Here is a 22,949-nt window from a genome sequence, read left to right on the forward strand (position 1 = left end):
CATTTCTTCTCCTGTAAATGAGGTCTATTAAAGTTACCCTTTTTTACTACATAAATACTTCAAAAAAGTACTTGACTTTTATTAGCAAGGTTTACAGATTCAAATATCAGTTTTAATACAAAAAAACTACTGACCTCATATTGATAGCTAGTAGCTTTGAAATATATATTCTGTTTTTTTCTTTCGGATTATGCTAATTAGTTCCACACAATCAATTAAGCTTATTCAACTTCTTTCAATAATTCTTCTACAGATATGCCATATAACTTTGCAATTGCAAACAAATTAGATGTGCTTGGGTCAGAAGTTCCGCTTTCCCATTTTGATACTGCCTGTCTGCTCACCCCAATCATTTCTGCCACAAACTCTTGCGTCATCTTACAACGGGTACGATGCTCCTTCAACGCTTCTCCAAGAGATTTTCTCACCGCAGATTTTTCCTGTCGAACGTCTTTTGATTTTATATATTTCAAAAGAGCGCGGACAATAAGCACGAACAATCCAATAAACGCAATCATGATAATAAATCTGATAACCATCACAATGGCATAAAATGTTACAAAAGTACTCATATTAAACTTTCCCCTTTCTGGTTTTCTATAGTTTAGCAAAAATGACTGGGTTGCCACCACCAGATATCACGCAACTATCGGTTGCGGATGTATAAAACTGTAGATTGTAATAATAGTCTTACAAAAAAATACTATAAATCATACCAACTATCAATATTGAGTTTTTAATGTACTTTGTTCTCTAAATCCTAATTATCTACCTAATTGTTACGTAATATCTTGATATAAATGTTTTATATGCTTATAATAAAATTGTCTCCCTGTTACGGTATGTGCATGACTGTAAAGCTGTAACAGTGGAAAGACGGTGTAGCCTGCAATCATGCGTGGGTGATTGAAAAGTGGGAGTCATAGCCCACCACCGTATTAATATTATCAACTAAATATCAAAATAAAGAGGTGAGTTATAATGAAGTCTATCTTGTATCCCATGTTATTTGGTCAATTAATTACAATCGTAGTATATTCAATAATAAAAGCCACTCATAATAATCCCAAAATCACGAAAATAATCTCAATTATTTCTTTTTCCTTTTCAGCTATTTTAGCTGTAATTCTATTAATAATTTTAATTATTACACTAGTATAGATATCAATTTACTTGCTTAAGTTTTAGTTTTTGTACAAAAAAACTACTAGCCTATTATTAGTTAGTAGTTTTTTTATTTAATTTATAACTACTCGCATATTACTTAATCGAAGAGGAACAATTTATAATGTTATGACATAAACATCTACATAATAAAATTGTATATTCCTTTTTACATCTAATTTAAACATATAATAATAAATATTTAATGACTTCTCCGTATGATCTTATTTTTTGATTGCATCTAAATTTTTTTCTGATTTTTCCAAATAATATTTTGATACATTTTCCAGATCACAGTAAATGCTTGCCCTTGTTATGTGAATATATGATAACTCATCTAATATTTTTTTCTTACAATTTGCTGGTATTATATAATGAGTAATTTTACATGGTGGGTTTAGCATTTCTATTGTGGGCATTTTTGTTTTGGTTTTTCCCATTCCAAACAAAGCAAATAGGCCACTTTGATGAGCGATTCTATCAAAATTTTGTTTTGGTTTTACAAATATGATTTTTTTTAAATCCTCAGGAATAATTTGAGTTTTAAAATAAGATTTTTCATTACATATTTGATGGACTAGCCTCTCTACATCTTTGCGCTGATTAAAACTTTCTTTATCTACGCCATCATCAACAGTAAAATTATCATCAAATAAAGCGACGTTTGCTAACACACTAACAGTATCGCTATCATAAAACTTAAAATAATCTTTTGGAATTGATATTTTTATCGTATCCGCATGTTCGATTAATTCTGTAGAACATGCCATGTATAGGGCAACCAAAGGATTTTCACTAAAGTCTAACAATCTAGTTGGAAAACCATTATGTTGTAGGACTGATAAATAATCTAACGCTGTCTTACATTCTCCAAAATATTGTGGATATGAAGAAATAATTTCTCTAATATTTTCACTTTCAGTTTCCAAAATTTTTTCTCTTCCCGTTCTATGTATTCCTGGTTGCATTTTGAATTTCCAATCCCCGTGTCCACGATAGAATACTTTATGATGTAACTCTTTTTGATTACTTAGAACTTTTTCGATAAAATCTGCTACTCCCGTAATTATTTCAACATCAATAGAAGTATTATTATTTCCTTTGATTTTAGGATAATAAACTGTAAATCCATCTTCATTGTCGATCTCGTGCTTTTTGTCTCCTATTTTAATACTAAGATTCCTTATATCTTCAGCCTCATTTAATTCATTAATTAATTGATTGTATCTCTTTAAAGAAGCATCTTTTCCTATCACATTAGTATTAAAAATTTGCTTGTTGTCTACTATAAAAATTTCATTACTTACTAAACACGCTTCACATTGACTAACAAGATTAGAACACTTTTCAAAATCACTTTCCGCACCTCTAACTATTTCTTCATCATGATTATTCTCTAGTTTGTTTAGTATTTCTTCCGCATTTCTTTCTGTATTCAACTTGCCTGCCTCCTATGTTAAAAATACCTTAATCTACATAATACATATATCACATATATCTCAAGTTATTAGAATGCTACTAATTTACTATATTAATCATTCTCTTTTAATATCATTATTTAATTGTTCAATTTCTTCATGATTGCACTTTATGAAATCAATATATTTACCGCTTTTATTTTTAAATGCATCGTCCGTTAATACTTTATGAAGCACATACCTCATCCATAGGTAATCAATGTAGTTAAAATTAAACCAATCTGTATCATCTTCATGCTCATTAATTTGAAGATGAACCTTATTTCTTAGTCTTTTCAGCTTTTTTATGTATGGATATGCTTTATGATTTAAACTTAATATATTTTTAGACTCCATTTTTTTAATCATAGAATCAAAATTCATTTCATCATCAACAGGATCAATTTTTTTATAAATAAATGTTTCCAACTTATATTTCATGGAATTTTGCTTATATTCATTTGATTTTATAACACTATCAAGTTCCCATAACTTTTGCTTCCATAAATCGCTTGATTTTAAGAGATAACAAAAAATACCTTCTATTATTGATGTTCCTGTTATTATATAGTTTTTATATATCATTGTAATAATAACATTATGTAAATTAAGTTCATCAAGTTGCAACTCTAAATACTGCATATATTGCAAACTATATGCTATATTTTTTCTAAGACTTTTTGGCATATCCGAAAGTAAGCCTTCTTTTAATATACTTTCAAAACAAGGTACAGCTGTAGGATGCCACCTACCTTTATAACATATATCATTATCTTTTTCTAAAGTACCAAATGGTCTTAAGTTTTCTGTATTTTGCATTCCCCTATTATCTCCTTGAAATATATTAATCTCAAAAGTCGAAAAATAGTATCAACTATAAAAATTTACTATTTTTTATTTAATTTTCGTTATCCCTTTTGATTTGTTTCATTACCCACCACCATCTTGATATAGAATATGATAAAGTTTTACATTTGATAATTATATAAGATTCTATTTATATCCTACAATGAAAACCACTCATAATGTGCTGGGATATAACCACCAAATATAGATTCTAGAATATCTTTAAACCTTTTTTTTATATGCATCTTGAGATACGTTTGACATATGCTTCTCCTATTGCTATGGTAGATAAATTAATTGGTATACACTCTTATTATATACACATTTATCCAACTATCAATATTAAATTTTCGATGTGCGGTTATTCCCTAAACCATCATTTTCATTTCTACACAATATTCTTTAATATGTGTTATAATTTAGCGACCATATTAACTCTCATTATTCACTTTAACCTGATAATACATATTTATCGTCGACGAAGCATTAAACAAAGCCGTTAGCATATAATTTTTTATATTTCTTACCTTTGTTCGATTCTCTTTCATGCAATCAATCACATATCTGATATGCATAGCATTCAACTTCATGAACTTACTCTTTACAAGTTCATATGGCTGTTCTGCTCCTGCTATCCAGATCGTATCACGTTTAATACAAATAGTTTCAATCATTAGATCCACAATCTCATCTATCTCATCTTTTGCAAAATCTGCAACAAGACAATCGTAGTCAATTTGTTGTCTAATATATCGCATATACTTAGACACACTCCCCCCTTCTGCTGAAGAATGTAGTGCTGTATTAGATCTCAACTTTTCCTCTTCACTGGTCCTATCCATCATATCCATCTCTTTTACTTCACTTTTAGATAGATTAGATATAGATTGATTACTAATATCAGTATTATTTATATTAGTATTATTAGATTGTGATTTTAACAGTTCTGGAACTGTGATATTCACAATTCTTGAACTATGATTTTCAAAGTTATTGAACTGTGAATATTCATTGTTCTTTAACTCTTCATCATCACAACTCTTGAACTGTGCATTTTCACTGTTCTGTAACTGTTCATCTTCATTGTTCTTGAACTCCTCATTTTCACAGTTCTGGAACTCTCGCACTTTTCCCTGTTCAATATTACGAACAAAATTTTTAACATAAATTAGATTGGGTTTACCTAAACCCTGACGCTTTTTTTCAATAAGGCCAATACCATTAACACTGTCAAGCTCTGCTAATAGCTTGACAGCTTTCTGTTCCCCACAACGCATCATTTCTCTTACATCATCAATTGTGAATATAATATACACTCTATTCTCTTTATCAACCCACCCATTTTTCATTGACAAGGACATACGATCTAACATGACGCCATACAAGATCTTGGCATCACTGGATATTTTATCAAAGTATTCATCTGTAAATAGTAATTTTGGTATTCGGTAAAAAGAAAATTGCTCTGCTTGGCTGCCATAATAGTAATTAAAGTTTAAGTTCTCCATTTATTCACCCCGTTGTTTATTTGACCATTCATCTAATAATTGAAATATTATTTCTTCAATCTGTCTACTTGTATACTCTTTTTCAAAATATCCCGCTAGTCTATCTTGTTTAATTACTACTTTTCTTGGGGCAGACTTATGATTTTCTAATAATAACTGTACAATGTCTGCTGTTAACTTTCCTTGACTACTATATTGTTTTAGTTGTTCCGCTTGTTGAGGCGTAGGATATGCCGTGTTTGCTTGGATATTTCTAATATCCACACTTGTTCCTCTTCCTTTAGATAAGATAAATCTACTCCCGCTCCAAATGTTAGCTTCTTTTGATCTACTAATTCCAACAGTTCATTTATAAGATATGTTAAACGAATATATCGTTGTATTGTTCTTCCACTCTCTCCAGTATTCTCAGCAATTTTATCAGCCGTATTTTTTTCACCCTTACTTCCTTGATGCTTCATTGCATCACTTTTCATCTTATAAGCAAAAGCCTTCTCACTAAACAATAACTCTTCACGTTGAATGTTAGAATCAACCATTATAATTACAGCTTCATCATCACTGAAATCTCGAATTATTACTGGCATAGATGTTAAACCCGCTAGTTCACTACCACGCTTTCTTCTATGTCCCGATAACAGTTCATATCCTCCCCCTGCTCTAGGTCTCACTAGAGCAGGATTTAGGACACCATATTTTCGTATACTATCTACTGTTTCCTCAATCTTTGCATCGTCTAAAACACGAAATGGGTGACCTTTAAACGTGAATAATTCAGATAATTCTACCTCTGTCACTTTCTCAGACTCATCAAGTTTGAAATCTACATTGTTATTTTCACCAAATAAGGTATCAAAGGATTGAAATTCTACTTTGGCTGCGCTATTTACTTTACTCATCTTCCAATACCTCCTTAGTTAAGTTACTATATGCACTAGCAACCGTGCATTTTGGATCATGCATGTAGATACTTTTCCCTTCTGCACTTGTCTCTGCAGCGCGCACTGATATTGGTATGTATTGTTCGAATATTCTCACATTTCGTCCATAGGCCTCTTCTAGTTTATTGATAATCCCTTTAGCAAAATTTGTTCTACTATCTACTATAGTTAGCAATATTCCTTCAATAGTAAGATTAGGGTTAATTTGTCTACGAACCTTACCTATGGTCTGAATTAATTGTTGAAGTCCCTTTACAGGTAAATACTGCGCTTGTACATGGATCAGTACCGAGTCCGCTGCAGCAAAGGCATTAATTGTAATCATTCCAAGTGAAGGCATACAATCTATTAATATATAGTCATATTGATCACGTATACTTTCTATATAAGTTTTAAGAGTAGTTTCTCTACTCATAACATTTACTAATGTAACTTCAAGTGCTGATAACTCTATATTGGCAGGTAAAAGATCAACATTCTCATCATGTGCAAGAATCCCCCTGCGTGGATCAATATCGTCTTCATTTATTGTAGCTAATAATACTGTGGTTAATGTATCCTGTAAACTATCAGGCTCTTTAAATCCTAAACTTGCTGTTAAGCTGCCTTGTGCATCAGCATCAATTAATAAGACTTTCTACCTTCTCTTGCTAACCCAATACCTAAATTTACACATGTTGTTGTCTTACCAACTCCACCCTTTTGATTTGCTATAGCAATAACTTTACATTTACTCATATATTTGCCCTCCATTAATTTACATATAATTCCGCGTTTGTTATAATTCCAATATAATTATTTCACTAATACATATTTCTTTTGAACATTTAGTTCTTACAGGTTATTCAACCAAGGTAAAGAGAGGGAATCGGGAACCTCTCTTTTTCCTTGCCCCAAAATATCCCTAATACTCCTTCCTATCATTATTAATTTCAATACATAAAAAGGGACATACAAATCAATTTTACATGATTCATATATCCCTATAACCTGCTTATAAGCATTATTTAATTAACTTTCGTCTTCATTATCACATGTAATCCCACTAACGAGGTCTACCACTACTGAAACCTTAACACGATCAATTAGTTGTTTGTTTCTGTAATTTGAACCATTTCCATCAAATTGAAAAATCTTTACAAAGTGCGTAAATTCAAGGATTTCTATATAGTTTGCCTTTGTAGTCTTACAATAGTCTCAACGGTATTACCAAAGACCCACAAAGCTCCAGACAGCTATATCAACGTATCTGTGGACTTTGGAAACAGCGTTGGAATGATACCTCTTAATAGTATAGTGGAAAAAGCAGACGCATACAAGCCAAAACAAAGAATAACTTACAAGCTGATAAAGGAATATATCCTTGATAAATACAGCTTTAAAGTACACACAGCATACATCGCTGAAGTAAAACGTGATTTAGGCTTACCGATGTACGATGCTCCCAATGCAGTAGAAACACTAAAGCAGCCAAGAAAGCACCCCACTCCTATTCAAGTAGCTGCTATCAAAGATGCCCTAACTTATTTTGAAGTAATACAAAACTAAATATGAATATGAAAATTGCTTCTTATTTTATAAGGGGCAATTTTTTATGCCCAAAATCGAAAGGAGGAACAAAACTTGAACGCAAAAGTAATTGCCATCGCTATGCAAAAAGGCGGTGTCGGAAAAACAACCACCTGTGCCAATTTAGGCATAGGGCTTGCACAGGAGGGCAAAAAAGTCTTGATTGTAGACAGCGACCCACAAGGCTCACTGTCAATCAGTTTAGGACACGCACAGCCTGACAATATCCCCACCACCCTTGCTACCGTTATGGGCAAGGTCATCACCGATACTCCACTGGAACACAAAGAGGGCATCCTATCCCACCCCGAGGGTGTGGACTTACTCCCTGCCAATATTGAGTTGTCCGGCATGGAGGTATCCCTCATCAATGCCATGAGCAGAGAAACAATCCTAAAGCAGTACCTTGATACGGTGAAAAAAGACTATCAATATATTCTGCTTGATACGCAGCCCTCCCTTGGTATGCTCACCGTCAATGCACTGGCGGCGGCAGACAGCGTAATCATTCCTGTACAGGCTCAGTATCTCCCTGCAAAGGGCTTAGAACAGCTTTTACAGACCATCAACAAGGTACGCAAGCAGATAAATCCCAAGCTAACCATTGACGGTATTCTGCTGACTATGGTAGATAACCGCACCAACTTTGCAAAGGACATCAGCACCCTGCTCCGTGATACCTACGGCGGTAAAATCAAGGTGTTTGCCACGGACATTCCCCATTCGGTACGAGCCGCCGAGATTAGTGCCGAGGGTAAGAGTATTTTCGCCCATGACCCAAAGGGCAAAGTTGCCGAGAGCTACCGAGAACTGACAAAGGAGGTGTTGAAGATTGAAAAGCTCCGCCAAAAACATAAATCTGACATCGGTAGATGATTTGTTTTCCACTGAAGAAAGCCGAGCCGATGCAGGCAGAGAGAAGGTTATGGAGATAGCCTTGACAGAGCTATTTCCATTCAAAGACCACCCATTTAAGGTAAAAGACGATGAAGCAATGGCAGACACCGCCCAAAGTATCAAGGAATATGGTGTGCTTGTTCCTGCAATCGCTCGTCCCCGTGACGAGGGCGGCTATGAGCTTGTAGCAGGACACCGCAGGCACAGGGCAAGCGAACTGGCAGGGCTTGAAACAATGCCTGTTATTGTCCGAAATCTTGACGATGATGCCGCCACTATCATTATGGTGGACAGCAATTTACAGAGAGAAAATATCCTGCCAAGTGAACGAGCCTTTGCATATAAATTAAAGTTAGATGCTATCAAGAGAAAGGCAGGCAGACCGTCAAAAGAAAATGGTAGCCAAGTTGGCGACAATTTAAGAAGTGTTAATATTCTTAGTGAAAATGCTCCCGATAGTGCAAGACAAATACAACGCTTTATCCGCCTTACCGAACTTATCCCCGAGCTTCTTGATATGGTAGACGATAAGAAAATCGCCTTTAACCCTGCCGTGGAGCTGTCCTATCTAAAGCCCGAGGAACAGACCAATTTACTCGAAGCAATGGATATGGAACAGGCAACCCCCTCTCTTTCACAGGCACAGCGGCTTAAAAAATTTAGTGCCGAGGGCAAATGCACCCTTGAAGCCATGTGTGCCATTATGAGCGAGGAAAAGAAAGGCGAACTGGACAAGGTAACGCTGACCAGTGATAAGCTCCGCAAGTATTTCCCCAAGTCCTATACACCGCAGAAAATGGAGGAAACCATATTGAAATTACTGGAAACATGGCATAAAAAGCGTACCCAACAGCAGGAGCGTTAGAAAGGAGCTGCCACTATGACTAAGAATAAAACCATAGGCGAATTGCTTGATGAAGCCCGAAAAAAGTCGGGTGAGCCTGTTTTGGCAGGGCATGACATTATGGCATTGGAACGCTTTGGAAAGGACACACGGCACATGATTGTCTTTGAGGTGCTTTCCCATTCCTCTCCTGTTGGCGATAAAGGTGAGCGTATGCGGCTGTTCCTCACTGATGCAGGCTATCAAAAAGCGATGGAGAGCCAAAGCCGTAAAGAAATTAAAATTCTTAAACACGCTAAGATTTCAAAGGGTAATATTTTCTATGACCGTCCCAAAGAACGTACACGCTGAAGCTGACCTCTGTATCAGCTACTTGTAGCAGGAAAGGAAGTGAGGAAATGGCTGTGTGCAGAATAGAAAAAACAAGGGATTACACCGTTATGGCGAACCACCATTTACGAAATAAAGAGCTTTCACTTAAAGCAAAAGGCTTGCTGTCCCTTATGCTGTCGCTCCCCGAGGATTGGGATTACACAGTAAAAGGGCTTGCCTACATCTGCAAGGACGGCATAGACAGCATTAACGGCACGATAAAAGAGCTTGAGGAACAGGGCTATGTTCTTCGCAAGCGACTACGCAACGACAAAGGGCAGCTCACCACCACCGAGTACACCATTTTAGAGCAGCCGCAAAGTCTTGATACAATTGGGTCGCAACCTAAACGGGAAAATCCAATCTTGGATAATCCAATATTGGAAAAACCAATACAGGAAACCCCTAAACAGGGTGAGCCTATCTTGGAAGAACCCCACCAATTAAATACTTATCTACAAACTATTGATAAACCAAAAAAAGATTTATTCAATACAGAAACATCAACTCCTTATCAATCCTATCCTTACGGGCAACCGAAAAGCACAGGATATGATGGAATTGGATACGATGGCTATGAAGAAATAAAGCAAACGGTCTATGAGAATATTGAGTACGAGCATTTTAAGCAGTACGGCAAAATCGGTATGCGTGAGCGTTTGGACGAAGTAGCCGACATCATCATCGAAACCCTGTGTTCCACCAAGGACACCATTAATATTGCCGGAGAGGATTACCCTGCAAGGCTTGTGAAAGACAAGATGCTGAAAATCACCTCATCCCATATCGAATATGTGTTTGAGTGCTTAGACAAAAACACCACCTATGTGCGGAACATTAAGCGATATTTGCTTGCAACACTGTTTAATGCACCTTCTACCATAGACAGCTACTATTCGGCTTTGGTAAACCACGATTTATACAGCCCTGCTCGTTAGGCACTTTGTAAAGAAATTTGCAGAGTGCCTTTTTCCATACCCAAAAATGAAAGGAGGGATTTTTCATGCAGGAAGATGTGGAGCAAAGAACCGTTGCTCTTGCTATCAGTGCAAGCAAACTTACAGGCAGAGAGTTAAAAAAAGCTATCGTCAAGCTGCTTGCACACTTAAAAGATAAGCAAAACCACCCCACTATCCCACAGGGGAAACAATCGGTCAAACAGCTTGCAAAGCAAGGGCAAGGCATGACCAGTATTGAAATTACCGACCAAAACATCAAAGATTTTGAGCGTGTGGCAAAGAAATACGGTGTGGACTTTGCTGTGATGAAAGACAAGCACGAAATACCGCCGAAATATGTGGTGTTTTTCAAAGGCAAAGATGCTGATGCCATTACCAATGCTTTTAAGGAATACACCGCAGATATGGTGAAAAAGGCGGCTCGTCCATCTGTGCTTGCGGAGCTTAGAAAACTTGCGGCACTTGCGAAAAATACCGTTATCCAAAAGGTAAAACACAAAGACAAGGAGCAGAGCCTATGAGTAAAAAGATGAAAAATCTCCTTATTCTTAATATCCCTTACCTTGTGTTGGGGCTGCTGTTTACCAAGTTGCCCGAAGCGTGGCGATATGCAAGCGGTGTTGATTTTGGAGAAAAGATACTAAGCTTAGGCAATGGATTTTCAAAAGCCTTTGCAGTACCGCTACCGTCCTTTTATCCAACGGATTTACTGATTGGGCTTGCTATTGGTGTATTGCTACGGCTGATAATTTATGTACGCAGCAAAAATGCCAAGAAGTACCGCAAGGGTGTGGAGTATGGTTCTGCTCGTTGGGGCAATGCAAAAGACATTGAGCCGTATGTAGACCCTACATTTAAAAATAATGTAATACTCACCCAAACGGAACGGCTGACAATGAATAACCGCCCCAAAGACCCCAAGACTGCACGAAACAAAAATGTGCTGATTGTGGGCGGCTCCGGCTCGGGCAAAACAAGGTTTTGGCTGAAACCAAACCTTATGCAGTGCCACAGCTCCTATGTTGTTACCGACCCCAAAGGCTCAATTGTCATTGAGTGCGGCAAGCTGCTGCTTCGTGAGGGCTACAAGGTGAAAATCCTAAACACCATCAATTTCAAAAAATCTATGCACTACAACCCTTTTGCCTATATCAGAAGTGAAAAGGACATTTTGAAGCTCGTCACCACCCTAATTGCCAACACCAAGGGCGAGGGCAAAGCAGGTGACGATTTTTGGGTGAAAGCAGAAACCTTGCTCTACACCGCCCTCATTGCTTACATCTACTATGAAGCCCCCGAGCATGAGCAGAATTTCACAACACTGATTGAATTTATCAATGCCAGTGAAGTCCGTGAGGACGATGAGGAGTTTAAGAACAATGTGGATTTGATGTTTGACAGGCTTGAGGAAAAAGACCCACAGCACTTTGCTGTAAGGCAATATAAGAAGTACAAATTAGCCGCAGGCAAAACCGCAAAATCTATCCTTATTTCCTGTGGTGCAAGATTAGCTCCCTTTGACATTAAAGAGCTTCGGGAGCTGACCGCCTATGACGAACTTGAGCTTGATACTCTTGGGGACAGAAAAACTGCCCTGTTTATCATCATCAGCGACACCGATGCCACATTCAATTTTCTTGTTTCCATGTGCTACACACAGCTTTTTAATTTACTGTGCGATAAAGCAGATGATGTATATGGCGGCAGGCTGCCTGTTCATGTGCGGTGCTTAATTGATGAGTGTGCCAATATCGGGCAGATACCCAACTTGGAAAAGTTAATGGCAACAATACGAAGCCGAGAAATCTCCGCTTGCCTTGTGTTGCAGGCACAATCACAGCTCAAGGCACTTTACAAGGACAATTCAGATACCATAATTGGCAACTGTGACAGCATGATTTTTCTCGGCGGTAAGGAGAAAACCACCCTCAAAGACTTAACCGAAACCTTGGGTAAGGAAACCATTGATATGTTCAATACCTCCGACACAAGGGGCAGTCAACGCAGCTATGGTATCAATTATCAGCGGCTTGGAAAAGAGCTTATGAGCATGGACGAGCTTTCTGTTATGGACGGCGGTAAATGTATCTTGCAGCTTAGAGGTGTGCGACCATTTTTCAGTGAGAAATATGACATCACAAAGCACCCGAAATACAAGCACCTATCCGACTTTGATAAAAAGAACACTTTTGATATTGAAAAATTCTTATCCACAAAACTAAAGCTCAAAGGAAGTGATGTGTACGAGGTCTATGACATAAGCAAGGAAGAAACAACCGAACCAAAGCCCTCAGACGGGCAATAAGCACTGCCGTTTACGGTGGTGCTTTTTATATAGATACAGCCGCATGGAAAGGAGGTGTTGCCTATGATTGTGGCGATTTAAAGCTGTCAGTGTACAGCGTTTTTTATTGCAGAAGTCTATCAACCAAACTAAAAACAAATTTAAAGGAGAATAAAACTATGGAATTTTTTAATCAGGCAGTAACCGTATTGCAGACACTCGTAATCGCTCTTGGTGCAGGACTTGGCATTTGGGGAGTTATCAATCTCTTGGAGGGCTACGGCAATGATAACCCCGGTGCAAAATCACAAGGCATGAAGCAGCTCATGGCAGGCGGTGGCGTAGCACTGATTGGCATGACCCTTGTACCGCTTCTTTCCGGATTGTTCTAAGGAGTAGCTTATGGATTTTATCCTTGATGCAATCAACGAGTGGATAACCAATCTACTCGTTGACGGCATTATGGGTAATTTAACAGGCTTGTTCGATAACATCAATTCGGAAGTAGCAAGGATTGCCGGAGATGTAGGAAAAACACCGTCAGCGTGGAATGGCGGTGTTTTTTCTATGATTAAGAACTTATCGGACACCGTTATCATGCCCATAGCCGGAATAATTTTGACCTTTGTGATGTGCTACGAGCTGATACAAATGGTCATTGACAGAAACAATCTGCACGACTTCCCACCCTCAGACATTTTTAAGTGGATGATGAAAACCTTTATCGCCGTGGTACTGGTCACAAACACATTTCCCATTATGATGGGGATATTTGATGTGGCACAGTCGGTTATTTCTAATGCGGCAGGGGTAATCCTCACCGATACTGCCATAGGGATAGAAACCATAGATGCCTTGCGTGAAAGTCTGCTTGAAATGGATATAGGCACACTTTTAGGACTGTATCTGCAAAGCTTTCTCATGGGGATTATCATGTGGGCATTAAGCGTCTGCATCTTTATTATCGTGTACGGAAGAATGCTTGAAATCTACCTTATGACCTCTCTCGGAGCTATCCCCATCGCCACTATGCAAAGCAAGGAATGGAATATGGGACAAAACTATCTCAAGGCTTTGCTTGCCCTCGCATTTCAAGGCTTTCTTATTATGGTGTGCGTTGGCATTTATGCGGTGCTTATTCAGTCCATCGCAACAGACGGTGACCCCATCGGAGCAATTTGGACTTGTATGATGTACACGGTACTGCTCTGCTTCTCTCTCTTTAAGACAGGGACACTGGCTAAAAGTATTTTTTCAGCACACTAACTGAATTTGCCCCATAGGGCAGAAAGGAGAATTTATGGCTTATGTACCAATTCCCAAGGATTTAAGTAATGTGAAAACAAAGGTTATGCTAAACCTCACCAAACGGCAGCTCATCTGCTTTTCAGCGGCACTGGCGGTAGGATTACCGCCTTTTTTTATTCTAAAGGACTACATCGGCATTAGCCCTGCGGTACTGGTGATGATGTTTATCATGCTGCCGCTATTTATGTTTGCCATGTATGAAAAGCACGGGCAGCCACTTGAGGTAATCCTCAAAAACTATGTGGCGGTGCGTTTTCTAAACCCCAAGAAAAGACCATATATGACGGATAATTTTTATCCTCTACTGGAACGGCAATATCAATTAGACAAGGAGGTAAATAGCATTGTCAAAAATCGAAAAGAAGCTCGTAAAACTTACTCGGGCAGAAAGACAGAGCATCGCAACTGCGGTGCAAAGGGCGAATAACAAGCCCAAAGGAGTAAAATCGGCACAGGACAGTATTCCTTACCGTCATATTTTCTCCGATGGTATCTGTCATATGGGCGATAAGCTCTATACCAAAACCCTGCAATTTGGTGACATCAATTATCAGATTGCACAGAACGATGACAAGACCGCTATCTTTGAAAGTTGGTGCGATTTCCTCAACTACTTTGACAGCACAATCAAATTTCAGCTCACATTTCTTAACACCACAGCCAACGCAAAGGACTATGAAAAAAGCATCTATATCGCTCCACAGGCAGATGATTTTGACAGTATCCGAACAGAGTATACGGATATGCTGCACAATCAACTTTCAAGGGGTAACAACGGGCTTGTAAAAACAAAGTATCTCACATTCGCTATTGAAGCGGATAACATCAAAATTGCCAAGCCCCGTTTGGAACGCATTGAAAACGACCTTTGGAATGCCTTTAAGCGGCTTGGGGTACAGCTCACTTCCCTTGATGGCAGAGAACGGCTGAAGCTCATGCACAACATTCTTAGAATGGGTGGAAATGACCCCTTTGCTTTTGAATGGAAATGGCTTGCCCCTTCGGGGCTTTCGACCAAGGACTTTATTGCTCCGTCCTCCTTTGAGTTTAAGGAAAAAGGTACTTTCCGCACAGGGGATAAATATGGTGCAATGTCATTCTTGCAGATACTCGCCCCCGAGTTGAATGACCGTGTGCTGTCAGACTTTTTGGAAATGGAAAGCAACCTCATTGTCACCATGCACATTCAGTCCGTAGACCAGATGAAAGCCATCAAGACCATTAAGCGTAAGATTACCGACCTCGATAAAATGAAGATTGAGGAACAAAAAAAGGCAGTACGGGCAGGATATGATATGGATATTATCCCCTCCGACCTTGCCACCTACGGCGGTGAAGCAAAGAAGCTCCTTGCCGACTTACAAAGCCGTAACGAGAGAATGTTCTTAATGACATTCCTTGTTTTGAATACCGCTGACAGCAAAAAAGAACTGGACAATATCCTGCTGCAAGCAAGCGGTATCGCCAACAAACACAACTGCACCCTCTTAAGGCTTGACTATCAGCAGGAACAGGGCTTCATGTCCTCTTTGCCCCTTGGAAAATGCCTTGTACCAATACAGCGGAGCTTGACCACCTCAAGCACCGCTATTTTTGTACCCTTTACCACGCAGGAGCTTTTTCAATCTGGCGGTGAAGCTCTTTATTATGGGCTGAACGCTCTTTCAAGCAACCTTATTATGGTAGACCGTAAGCAGCTTAAAAACCCCAATGGGCTAATCCTTGGCACACCCGGCAGTGGCAAGAGTTTCTCTGCTAAAAGAGAAATCACCAATGTGTTTCTCATCACAACCGATGACATCATCGTATGTGACCCCGAGGGCGAATATTTTTCCCTTGTGCAAAGGCTCAAAGGACAGGTTATTAAAATCTCTCCCACAAGCAGCCAGTACATTAACCCAATGGATATTAACCTTAACTATTCTGAGGACGATAGCCCCCTTGCCCTAAAGAGTGATTTTATCCTCTCTCTTTGTGAGCTGATTGTTGGTGGCAAGGACGGACTGACACCTGTTGAGAAATCCATCATTGACCGTTGCGTAACACTTGTATATGCCGAATATCTTGCCGACCCCGACCCTGCTAAAATGCCAATCTTAGGTGATTTGTATGATGCCCTTGGCAGGCAAGAGGAAAAAGAAGCCAAGCATATCCGTTCTGCCCTTGAAATCTATGTCACAGGTAGTTTGAGCGTTTTTAACCACCAAACCAATGTAGATATTCAAAACCGCCTTGTCTGCTTTGACATTAAGGAACTGGGCAAACAGCTTAAAAAGCTCGGTATGCTTGTGGTGCAAGACCAAGTTTGGAACAGGGTAACGGTCAACCGTGCGGAAAAACGCTCCACTCGCTACTATATGGACGAATTTCACTTGCTTTTGAAAGAGGAACAGACCGCCGCCTACTCGGTTGAGATTTGGAAACGCTTTCGTAAGTGGGGTGGTATTCCCACAGCCATTACACAGAATATCAAAGACCTTTTATCTTCAAGAGAAGTGGAAAATATCTTTGAAAACAGCGACTTTGTGTATATGCTAAACCAAGCCGCAGGTGACAGACAGATACTTGCCAAGCAGCTTAATATCTCGCCCCATCAGCTCTCCTATGTCACAGGCAGCGGTGTCGGTGAGGGACTGCTCTTTTACGGCAATGTCATTTTGCCATTCGTGGATAAATTCCCGAAAAACACCGAGCTTTACGGCATTATGACTACGAAGCTTGATGAAACCAAGCAAGAGTAACTTTTTCGTTTATATTCGTCAAAAAATATGCTATAATTTCAAAAGAAAGGCGGTGAGATAATTGGCAACCCTAAATGCAAAGGAATACAAACAATTTGAAGATATTAAGCACTCCGATGAAAACGGTGTAGAGTTTTGGTACGCTCGTGAGCTGTCATTGGTGCTTGATTATATCCAGTGGCGTAATTTTTCCAAAGTTATCGACAAGGCAATGCTCTCCTGCCAAAACAGTGGATTTGAGTGTGCAGACCATTTTGTTGAGGTCAGCAAAATCGTAGATGCAGGTGCAACCACAAAGCCTGTTAAGGATTATGAGCTTTCTCGCTATGCCTGCTATCTGATTGTGCAAAACGGTGACCCTCGCAAAGAGCCGATTGCTCTTGGTCAAACCTATTTTGCTATCCAAACACGCAGACAGGAAATTGCAGATGCTTTTAATCGACTTGATGAGGATAATAAAAGGCTTGTTATTCGTGGCGAGGTTACAACATGGAACGCTATGCTTGTAGAAGCGGCACATGAAGCAGGGATTACCGACCAACTGGAATATGCACAATTTCAAAATGCAGGCTATATGGGTTTATATGGCGGTTTAACTGCTGCTGATATTCACAAACGCAAAAATCTTAAAAAAAGCGAAAAAATACTCGACCACATGGGTAGTGAGGAATTAGGTGCAAATCTGTTCCGCATTACACAAACCGAAGCAAAGCTCCGTAGGGAACAACCACAGGGGCTTGAAACTGCAAGCGGTATTCACTACCAAGTCGGTCAAACTGTGCGTGAAGCCATAGGAAAAAACGATGGTACAATGCCGGAGGATTTACCTACTCCCGAAAAAAGCATTGCAGAAGTTGGCAGAGAGCAACTGAAAAAATTGAAAGCGAAAAAAGAACCGCCAATCCTTGATGAATAAGGATTTTTCACGATTTTGCCGAGGTCAGCAAAATCGCAACAACACAATAATAATTGCGTAAAAGCCGTTTGTAGAAAATACAGGCGGCTTTTTTGCATGGAAAGGAGAATTTTTCATTTGAGCCAAAAAACAAAAAAGCAGTTTAAGACTTCAAGGCTTCAATTTACCGAGGAAGAACGAGCCGACCCCACTTTAGAAAAGCCCATAGCAAAATCTGAAAAAGCCGCTGATAGACTGGAAAAAGCTCAAGCCAACATTCCCAAAAAGACAGTCAAAACCAAGGAACGCACCTTTGATGCCGAAACAGGCAAAGCAAAGGTGCGTTTGCATTTTGAAGAAGTGGATAAACCCAAGCCGTCCTCTAAACTTACACATGGCATTAAAAAAGCTCCGCAAAGAGCCGCCCTATCTGCTGTGCATAAGAAAATCAGTGAAGATGAACAGGACAATGTGGGTCTTGAAGCGGCACACAGTACAGAAAAGGCAGGAGAATTTACCGTTCGCCGTGTTCAAAGTGCCTACCATTCCCACAAGCTAAAGCCCTACCGCAACTTGGCAAAGGATGAGAAAAAGAGCATACAAGCCGATGTAAATGTCCTTTATGCGAAAAGTTTAAGAGATAATCCGCAGTCGGCAAGCAACCCTATTTCTCGCTTTCAGCAAAAGAGAGCTATCAAAAAGCAGTACATTGCCACAAGGTACGGCAAAGGAGCAAAAACCGCACAGACCACAGCCACTACCGCAAAATCAGCAGTTAAAAAAGGTGCAGATACCGTATCAAAAGCAGCGGCGGCAATTACCAAAAATCCAAAGGTACTGTTTATTATTCTTGCCTTGCTTCTGCTTATTGTCGTTATCAGCAGTGCGGTGTCCTCCTGCTCGGTGATGTTTCAAGGGGCAATATCCAATGTGGTGTCAACCTCGTACACCTCTGAAAACGAGGAGCTTATTTCCGCAAATGACGATTACACCTCACTGGAAACGGCACTGCAAGCACAGATTGATAGTATCGAAAGGGATTATCCCGATTATGATGAGTACCGCTATGATTTAGCTACCATAGGACACGACCCTCATCAGCTCGCTTCTTACCTCACTGCCTTGAAGCAGTATTTTACAGCAAGTGAGGTGCAGGGTGAATTGCAGAGGGTTTTTGAAAAGCAGTACAAGCTCACGCTTACCGAAACGGTGGAGGTACGCTATCGCACCGAAACGAGAACAGACTCATGGACAGATGAGGACGGCACTTCCCATTCTGATACCTATACCGTGGAAGTACCCTATGACTATTACATCTTGAATGTGAAGCTCACAAACAACTCCATAAATACCGTGGCAAACAGCCTGCTTACCGCCGAACAGCTACAAATGTACAATGTTTATCTGCAAACCAAGGGTAACAAACCCCTGCTCTTTGGCGGCGGCTCGATAGACGGCAGCCCTTCCACCGATTTAAGCGGTGTTGACTTTGTAAACGGAGAACGACAAGGCAACCAAAACACCGTGGATATTGCACTTTCACAGGTAGGCAATGTGGGCGGTCAGCCCTACTGGTCATGGTATGGCTTTAATAGCCGTGTGGAATGGTGTGCCTGCTATGTATCGTGGGTTCTTAACCAAGCAGGATACGGTGAGCCTAAGTTTGCCGCCTGTCAGAGCCAAGGTGTGCCTTACTTCTCCTCAAACGGACGATGGGCAAGCCGTGGATACGGTGACATTGCCCCCGGCGATGTTATTTTCTTTGATTGGGAGGGTGATGGACATTCCGACCATGTGGGCATTGTTATTGGCACAGACGGTAGCCGTGTCTATACCGTGGAGGGTAACTCCGGCGATGCCTGTAAAGTCCGAGATTATGACCTAAACAGCAGCGTGATTATGGGCTATGGACTTATGAATTAAGGAGGAAACGATTTGAACGCAAAACTGAAAAAAGTGTTGTCCGACATGAAAAAAATCGAGGACAAAATGGTGCTTTTGCAAGAGAAATGGAACGAGCTGAATAAGCAAAAGACCGAGTTTGAAAACCTTGAAATTATCGGGCTTATCCGAGGTGCAAAAATCAGCACAGAAAATCTAAACGATGTGATTACGGCATACCGCAGCAAAAGCGGTGTGCCTTTTTTATCTGAAAAACAGGAGGAAATCAAGAATGAAGAAAACTAAAATCCGTATTTTCGCCGTTATGCTTATGACGGTACTTTGCTTTACCGTTTTTTCCACCACAGCCTTTGCAGGTGGCGGCGAAGATTATGTTGAACCGACCCCCGAAGTAACCGAAACTCCATCATCTCCTCTTACTCCTGAGGGTAATTTGACCCTTGTGGACGATGTGGAGAGAACAGACGATATTGATAAACAGTTCATTACCGCCGTATCTAAAAACGGCAACTACTTCTATCTTGTAATCGACCGAGCAGGCGATACGGATAATGTGTATCTGCTCAACATGGTAGATGAAGCCGACTTGCTTGCTCTTATGGAGGACGGCACAGTAGAGCCTAAAGTTTGCTCTTGCACCGATAAATGCGAAGTGGGTGCAGTAAATGCCGATTGCCCTGTATGCAGCACCGACAAAACAAAATGCACAGGCAAAGCTGCCGAAGTAACCGAGCCTGCTGACGAGCCACAGCCCGAAAAAGAAAAAAGCAATCCAATGGGGATTTTGGCACTTGTCCTTGCGGTGAGCTTAATTGGTGGCGGCATTTTCTACTATTTCAAGGTTGTAAAGAATAAGGCAAAGCCGCAGAGCAACCCCAATGTAAATGAATATGATTACAGCGATGAGGACGATGACGAGGAATACGAGCCTATCTCTGAGGAACAAGAGGAAACTACCGATGAAAGTGAGGACGATGTAAAATGACCTATTTTACCGATAGCATATATGAAAAAATGATGATGCAAAAGCCGCAATATTCTTCTGTTCCTACCAAGGACAGACCGCCCAAAAAGGAGCAGAAAATCCGCAAACTGATTGTTGTGCATGAAAAAGTCGAAGCCACTAAACAGGATAAGGAGGGATAAAAATATGCAGTTAGTCATTGCAGAAAAACCAAGCGTTGCACAGAGTATCGCTAAGATATTGGGTGCGACAAGCCGTAAAGACGGCTACATCGAGGGAAATAATTACATTGTATCGTGGTGCGTTGGGCATTTGGTGGAACTTGCCGCCGCTGATAGCTATAATGAAAAATATGCAAAATGGAGGTATGAGGACTTACCCATACTTCCTGCCCTTTGGCAGTACCAAGTTTCAGCCAGTACCAAAAAGCAGTTTACCGTGCTGAAAAAGCTCTTAAACGACAACCAAGTAGATACAGTTATCTGTGCCACCGATGCAGGGCGTGAGGGTGAGCTAATCTTCCGCCTTGTCTATGAAAAGGCAGGCTGTAACAAGCCTGTCAAGCGACTTTGGATTTCCTCCCTTGAGGATACCGCTATTCAAAAGGGCTTTAAAAATCTAAAGGACGGCAAGGAATATGAAAATCTCTATCAAGCGGCACTATGCAGGGCAAAAGCGGACTGGATTGTTGGTATCAATGCCACTCGTCTTTTCTCTGTACTTTATGGGCAGACCCTAAACATTGGGCGAGTGATGTCACCCACCCTTGCTATGATTTGTGAGCGTGATGTAGCTATCTCTGAATTTAAGCCCGAGCCGTTTTATACACTACACCTTACTTGTAACGATTTTTCTCTTGTAGGTGAAAAGCTAAAAAGTAAGGCACAAGCAAAGGAAGTTTTACAGGCTTGTGACGGTCAGAGCGTTACCATAGAGAGCGTGGAGCAAAAGGAAAAAACGGAAAAACCGCCCAAGCTCTATGACCTTACCACCTTGCAGCGTGAAGCCAATAAGCTGTTAGGTTTTACCGCCGAGCAGACCTTACAGTACGCACAGAGCCTTTATGAAAAGAAATACATCACCTATCCCCGAACAGACAGCAGATTTTTAACCGAGGATATAGAAAGCACTATTCCTGCCTTAGCAAAAGCTACGGCAGGATTTTTTGTGCCCAAAGCTGCCGAGTTGCCTGTGAACACGGCACAGGTAATCGACAGCTCCAAAGTCAGTGACCACCATGCCATTATCCCCACTATGAATATCAAGGGACTTGATATGCAGGGCTTACCTGCCGGAGAGCGTGAAACTCTGCTGCTTCTTGCTATTCGTCTTTTGGTTGCCGTTGGCGATACCCACCGTTTTAGCGAAACAGTTATCACAGCAAAATGCGGTGAGTCTGTTTTTACTGCCAAAGGCAAAACCGTCATTCAAGATGGTTTTAAGGCAGTGCAAAAGCTCTATAAGGGTGAGCAGGAGAAGGAAGATAAAGACCAAGCCCTGCCGAGTATCGCCCAGGGCGATGTCTTAACCGCAAAGGCTGAAATCAAGGAGGGTAAAACCTCACCTCCCAAACCTTTTACAGATGACACCCTGCTTTCTTCAATGGAAAATGCCAACAAAGCCGAGGTCGATACCGAGCGTAAGGGCATTGGCACTCCGGCAACGAGAGCAGGCATTTTGGAAAAGCTGATTAAGTCGGGACTTGCGGAAAGAAAAGGGGATAAAAAGGTAAAATATTTCACCGCCACCCACAAAGGCACAGCCCTTATCACCGTCCTGCCCGAACAGGTGCAGTCACCGCTTATGACTGCCGAATGGGAAGAAAAGCTGAAACTTGTAGAGTATGGAGAGCTGACCGCCGATGCGTTCCTATTGGAGATTGTGGACATGACCTCTGCTCTTGTAAAGACCTATGAAGTAATCAAGGGAGCTGATACTCTTTTCCCCTCTGACCGTGAGAGCATGGGCAAATGCCCTCGCTGCGGTGGTGATATAACCGAGAACAAAAAGGGCTTTTGCTGTTCTGATAAGTGTTGTAATTTTGCCATTTGGAAAGAAAATCGCTTTTTCACAGCAAAGAAAAAGACCGTAACAAAGGCGATTGTTGCAGAACTTCTGAAAAACGGAAAAGTATCACTCACAGGCTGCTATTCCGAAAAGACAGGCAAAACCTATGATTGCATTGCTGTCCTTGATGATACTGGAGGGCAGTTTGTGAATTTCATAATGGAGTTTGGGGCTAAGAAGAAATAAGAATCATGTGTTACAATATTAACAATTTCTTGGTATAATTTCTCA

General features: G+C 40.3%; 22 protein-coding genes and 2 pseudogenes. 17 read left to right on the plus strand and 7 right to left on the minus strand.

Annotation, left to right across the window (positions count from 1 at the left end):
- Window positions 1-221: 221 nt before the first annotated feature.
- The 7 genes and pseudogenes from BUB90_RS19265 to BUB90_RS19290 form a co-directional block, all read right to left on the minus strand.
- Entirely contained in the window at window positions 222-572 is a 351-nt protein-coding gene (locus BUB90_RS19265) for a helix-turn-helix domain-containing protein (protein WP_073290497.1), read from the minus strand.
- Between the two features lie 816 nt (window positions 573-1,388).
- Window positions 1,389-2,603 carry an FRG domain-containing protein gene (locus tag BUB90_RS19270; RefSeq protein ID WP_073290499.1) on the minus strand — a complete coding sequence of 405 codons (1,215 nt, stop codon included), beginning with the start codon at window positions 2,601-2,603 and terminating at the stop codon, window positions 1,389-1,391.
- Between the two features lie 96 nt (window positions 2,604-2,699).
- Complete coding sequence (locus tag BUB90_RS19275; RefSeq protein ID WP_073290501.1) at window positions 2,700-3,440, minus strand: hypothetical protein; 741 nt, start codon at window positions 3,438-3,440, stop codon at window positions 2,700-2,702.
- A gap of 458 nt (window positions 3,441-3,898) precedes the next feature.
- Window positions 3,899-4,975 (minus strand): DUF6017 domain-containing protein, encoded by a 1,077-nt coding sequence (locus BUB90_RS19280; RefSeq protein ID WP_073290503.1) that lies wholly within the window; start codon window positions 4,973-4,975, stop codon window positions 3,899-3,901.
- Window positions 4,976-5,239 carry a hypothetical protein gene (locus tag BUB90_RS24245; protein ID WP_330393812.1) on the minus strand — a complete coding sequence of 88 codons (264 nt, stop codon included), beginning with the start codon at window positions 5,237-5,239 and terminating at the stop codon, window positions 4,976-4,978. It abuts the gene before it with no gap.
- The gene (locus BUB90_RS19285) at window positions 5,176-5,874 is read right to left on the minus strand and encodes a ParB/RepB/Spo0J family partition protein (protein ID WP_330393813.1); all 699 of its coding nucleotides are present in this window, start codon (window positions 5,872-5,874) and stop codon (window positions 5,176-5,178) included. The genes BUB90_RS24245 and BUB90_RS19285 overlap by 64 nt, the downstream gene beginning before the upstream one ends.
- Window positions 5,867-6,654: pseudogene (locus tag BUB90_RS19290) on the minus strand (ParA family protein). Before BUB90_RS19290 ends, BUB90_RS19285 begins: the two are co-directional and overlap by 8 nt.
- A gap of 456 nt (window positions 6,655-7,110) precedes the next feature.
- Here BUB90_RS19290 and BUB90_RS19295 point away from each other — a divergent pair.
- From BUB90_RS19295 to BUB90_RS19370, 17 genes and pseudogenes are all read left to right on the plus strand, one after another.
- Window positions 7,111-7,464: pseudogene (locus tag BUB90_RS19295) on the plus strand (hypothetical protein); the annotation flags it as partial.
- Between the two features lie 75 nt (window positions 7,465-7,539).
- On the plus strand, window positions 7,540-8,361 hold the full coding sequence (locus BUB90_RS19300) for a ParA family protein (RefSeq protein WP_084139384.1): 822 nt from the start codon (window positions 7,540-7,542) through the stop codon (window positions 8,359-8,361).
- Entirely contained in the window at window positions 8,318-9,247 is a 930-nt protein-coding gene (locus BUB90_RS24550) for a ParB/RepB/Spo0J family partition protein (RefSeq protein WP_073290507.1), read from the plus strand. The genes BUB90_RS19300 and BUB90_RS24550 overlap by 44 nt, the downstream gene beginning before the upstream one ends.
- Window positions 9,248-9,262: 15 nt before the next feature.
- Window positions 9,263-9,577 (plus strand): DUF5720 family protein, encoded by a 315-nt coding sequence (locus BUB90_RS19310; protein ID WP_073290509.1) that lies wholly within the window; start codon window positions 9,263-9,265, stop codon window positions 9,575-9,577.
- Window positions 9,578-9,624: 47 nt separating this feature from the next.
- The gene (locus BUB90_RS19315; RefSeq protein ID WP_073290512.1) at window positions 9,625-10,536 is read left to right on the plus strand and encodes a DUF6017 domain-containing protein; all 912 of its coding nucleotides are present in this window, start codon (window positions 9,625-9,627) and stop codon (window positions 10,534-10,536) included.
- 65 nt (window positions 10,537-10,601) lie between these two features.
- Entirely contained in the window at window positions 10,602-11,078 is a 477-nt protein-coding gene (locus BUB90_RS19320) for a PcfB family protein (protein WP_073290514.1), read from the plus strand.
- Window positions 11,075-12,862, plus strand: coding sequence for a VirD4-like conjugal transfer protein, CD1115 family (locus BUB90_RS19325; protein WP_073290516.1), 1,788 nt, complete (start codon window positions 11,075-11,077; stop codon window positions 12,860-12,862). The genes BUB90_RS19320 and BUB90_RS19325 overlap by 4 nt, the downstream gene beginning before the upstream one ends.
- A gap of 158 nt (window positions 12,863-13,020) precedes the next feature.
- Window positions 13,021-13,233 carry a Maff2 family mobile element protein gene (locus tag BUB90_RS19330; protein ID WP_035293577.1) on the plus strand — a complete coding sequence of 71 codons (213 nt, stop codon included), beginning with the start codon at window positions 13,021-13,023 and terminating at the stop codon, window positions 13,231-13,233.
- Window positions 13,234-13,243: 10 nt separating this feature from the next.
- Window positions 13,244-14,107, plus strand: a complete 864-nt coding sequence (locus BUB90_RS19335; protein WP_073290518.1) for a VirB6/TrbL-like conjugal transfer protein, CD1112 family — start codon at window positions 13,244-13,246, stop codon at window positions 14,105-14,107.
- A gap of 34 nt (window positions 14,108-14,141) precedes the next feature.
- On the plus strand, window positions 14,142-14,576 hold the full coding sequence (locus BUB90_RS19340; RefSeq protein ID WP_073290520.1) for a PrgI family protein: 435 nt from the start codon (window positions 14,142-14,144) through the stop codon (window positions 14,574-14,576).
- The gene (locus BUB90_RS19345) at window positions 14,503-16,890 is read left to right on the plus strand and encodes a VirB4-like conjugal transfer ATPase, CD1110 family (RefSeq protein WP_408605966.1); all 2,388 of its coding nucleotides are present in this window, start codon (window positions 14,503-14,505) and stop codon (window positions 16,888-16,890) included. Before BUB90_RS19340 ends, BUB90_RS19345 begins: the two co-directional genes overlap by 74 nt.
- 61 nt (window positions 16,891-16,951) lie before the next feature.
- Window positions 16,952-17,806 (plus strand): DNA damage-inducible protein D, encoded by an 855-nt coding sequence (gene dinD, locus BUB90_RS19350; protein ID WP_073290524.1) that lies wholly within the window; start codon window positions 16,952-16,954, stop codon window positions 17,804-17,806.
- Between the two features lie 96 nt (window positions 17,807-17,902).
- Window positions 17,903-19,708, plus strand: coding sequence for a C40 family peptidase (locus BUB90_RS19355; RefSeq protein ID WP_073290526.1), 1,806 nt, complete (start codon window positions 17,903-17,905; stop codon window positions 19,706-19,708).
- Window positions 19,709-19,720: 12 nt separating this feature from the next.
- On the plus strand, window positions 19,721-19,972 hold the full coding sequence (locus BUB90_RS19360; protein ID WP_073290528.1) for a DUF4315 family protein: 252 nt from the start codon (window positions 19,721-19,723) through the stop codon (window positions 19,970-19,972).
- Window positions 19,959-20,672 (plus strand): DUF4366 domain-containing protein, encoded by a 714-nt coding sequence (locus BUB90_RS19365; protein ID WP_073290530.1) that lies wholly within the window; start codon window positions 19,959-19,961, stop codon window positions 20,670-20,672. The genes BUB90_RS19360 and BUB90_RS19365 overlap by 14 nt, the downstream gene beginning before the upstream one ends.
- Complete coding sequence (locus BUB90_RS23635; protein ID WP_170865537.1) at window positions 20,669-20,833, plus strand: hypothetical protein; 165 nt, start codon at window positions 20,669-20,671, stop codon at window positions 20,831-20,833. The genes BUB90_RS19365 and BUB90_RS23635 overlap by 4 nt, the downstream gene beginning before the upstream one ends.
- 4 nt (window positions 20,834-20,837) lie before the next feature.
- On the plus strand, window positions 20,838-22,904 hold the full coding sequence (locus BUB90_RS19370) for a type IA DNA topoisomerase (RefSeq protein ID WP_073290532.1): 2,067 nt from the start codon (window positions 20,838-20,840) through the stop codon (window positions 22,902-22,904).
- Window positions 22,905-22,949 lie beyond the last annotated feature (45 nt).

Origin of the sequence: Anaerosporobacter mobilis DSM 15930, assembly GCF_900142955.1 — a bacterium.
Taxonomy (GTDB): Bacteria; Bacillota; Clostridia; order Lachnospirales; family Lachnospiraceae; genus Anaerosporobacter; species Anaerosporobacter mobilis.

What these genes read in the sequence shown, in the direction of transcription:
- BUB90_RS19265 (WP_073290497.1), bottom strand. Translation starts at nt 572, where the DNA reads ATGAGTACTTTTGTAACATTTTATGCCATTGTGATGGTTATCAGATTT.
- BUB90_RS19275 (WP_073290501.1), bottom strand. Translation starts at nt 3,440, where the DNA reads ATGCAAAATACAGAAAACTTAAGACCATTTGGTACTTTAGAAAAAGAT.
- BUB90_RS19280 (WP_073290503.1), bottom strand. Translation starts at nt 4,975, where the DNA reads ATGGAGAACTTAAACTTTAATTACTATTATGGCAGCCAAGCAGAGCAA.
- BUB90_RS19285 (WP_330393813.1), bottom strand. Translation starts at nt 5,874, where the DNA reads ATGAGTAAAGTAAATAGCGCAGCCAAAGTAGAATTTCAATCCTTTGAT.
- BUB90_RS19310 (WP_073290509.1), top strand. Translation starts at nt 9,263, where the DNA reads ATGACTAAGAATAAAACCATAGGCGAATTGCTTGATGAAGCCCGAAAA.
- BUB90_RS19315 (WP_073290512.1), top strand. Translation starts at nt 9,625, where the DNA reads ATGGCTGTGTGCAGAATAGAAAAAACAAGGGATTACACCGTTATGGCG.
- BUB90_RS19320 (WP_073290514.1), top strand. Translation starts at nt 10,602, where the DNA reads ATGCAGGAAGATGTGGAGCAAAGAACCGTTGCTCTTGCTATCAGTGCA.
- BUB90_RS19325 (WP_073290516.1), top strand. Translation starts at nt 11,075, where the DNA reads ATGAGTAAAAAGATGAAAAATCTCCTTATTCTTAATATCCCTTACCTT.
- BUB90_RS19330 (WP_035293577.1), top strand. Translation starts at nt 13,021, where the DNA reads ATGGAATTTTTTAATCAGGCAGTAACCGTATTGCAGACACTCGTAATC.
- BUB90_RS19335 (WP_073290518.1), top strand. Translation starts at nt 13,244, where the DNA reads ATGGATTTTATCCTTGATGCAATCAACGAGTGGATAACCAATCTACTC.
- BUB90_RS19340 (WP_073290520.1), top strand. Translation starts at nt 14,142, where the DNA reads ATGGCTTATGTACCAATTCCCAAGGATTTAAGTAATGTGAAAACAAAG.
- BUB90_RS19355 (WP_073290526.1), top strand. Translation starts at nt 17,903, where the DNA reads ATGGAAAGGAGAATTTTTCATTTGAGCCAAAAAACAAAAAAGCAGTTT.
- BUB90_RS19365 (WP_073290530.1), top strand. Translation starts at nt 19,959, where the DNA reads ATGAAGAAAACTAAAATCCGTATTTTCGCCGTTATGCTTATGACGGTA.
- BUB90_RS23635 (WP_170865537.1), top strand. Translation starts at nt 20,669, where the DNA reads ATGACCTATTTTACCGATAGCATATATGAAAAAATGATGATGCAAAAG.
- BUB90_RS19370 (WP_073290532.1), top strand. Translation starts at nt 20,838, where the DNA reads ATGCAGTTAGTCATTGCAGAAAAACCAAGCGTTGCACAGAGTATCGCT.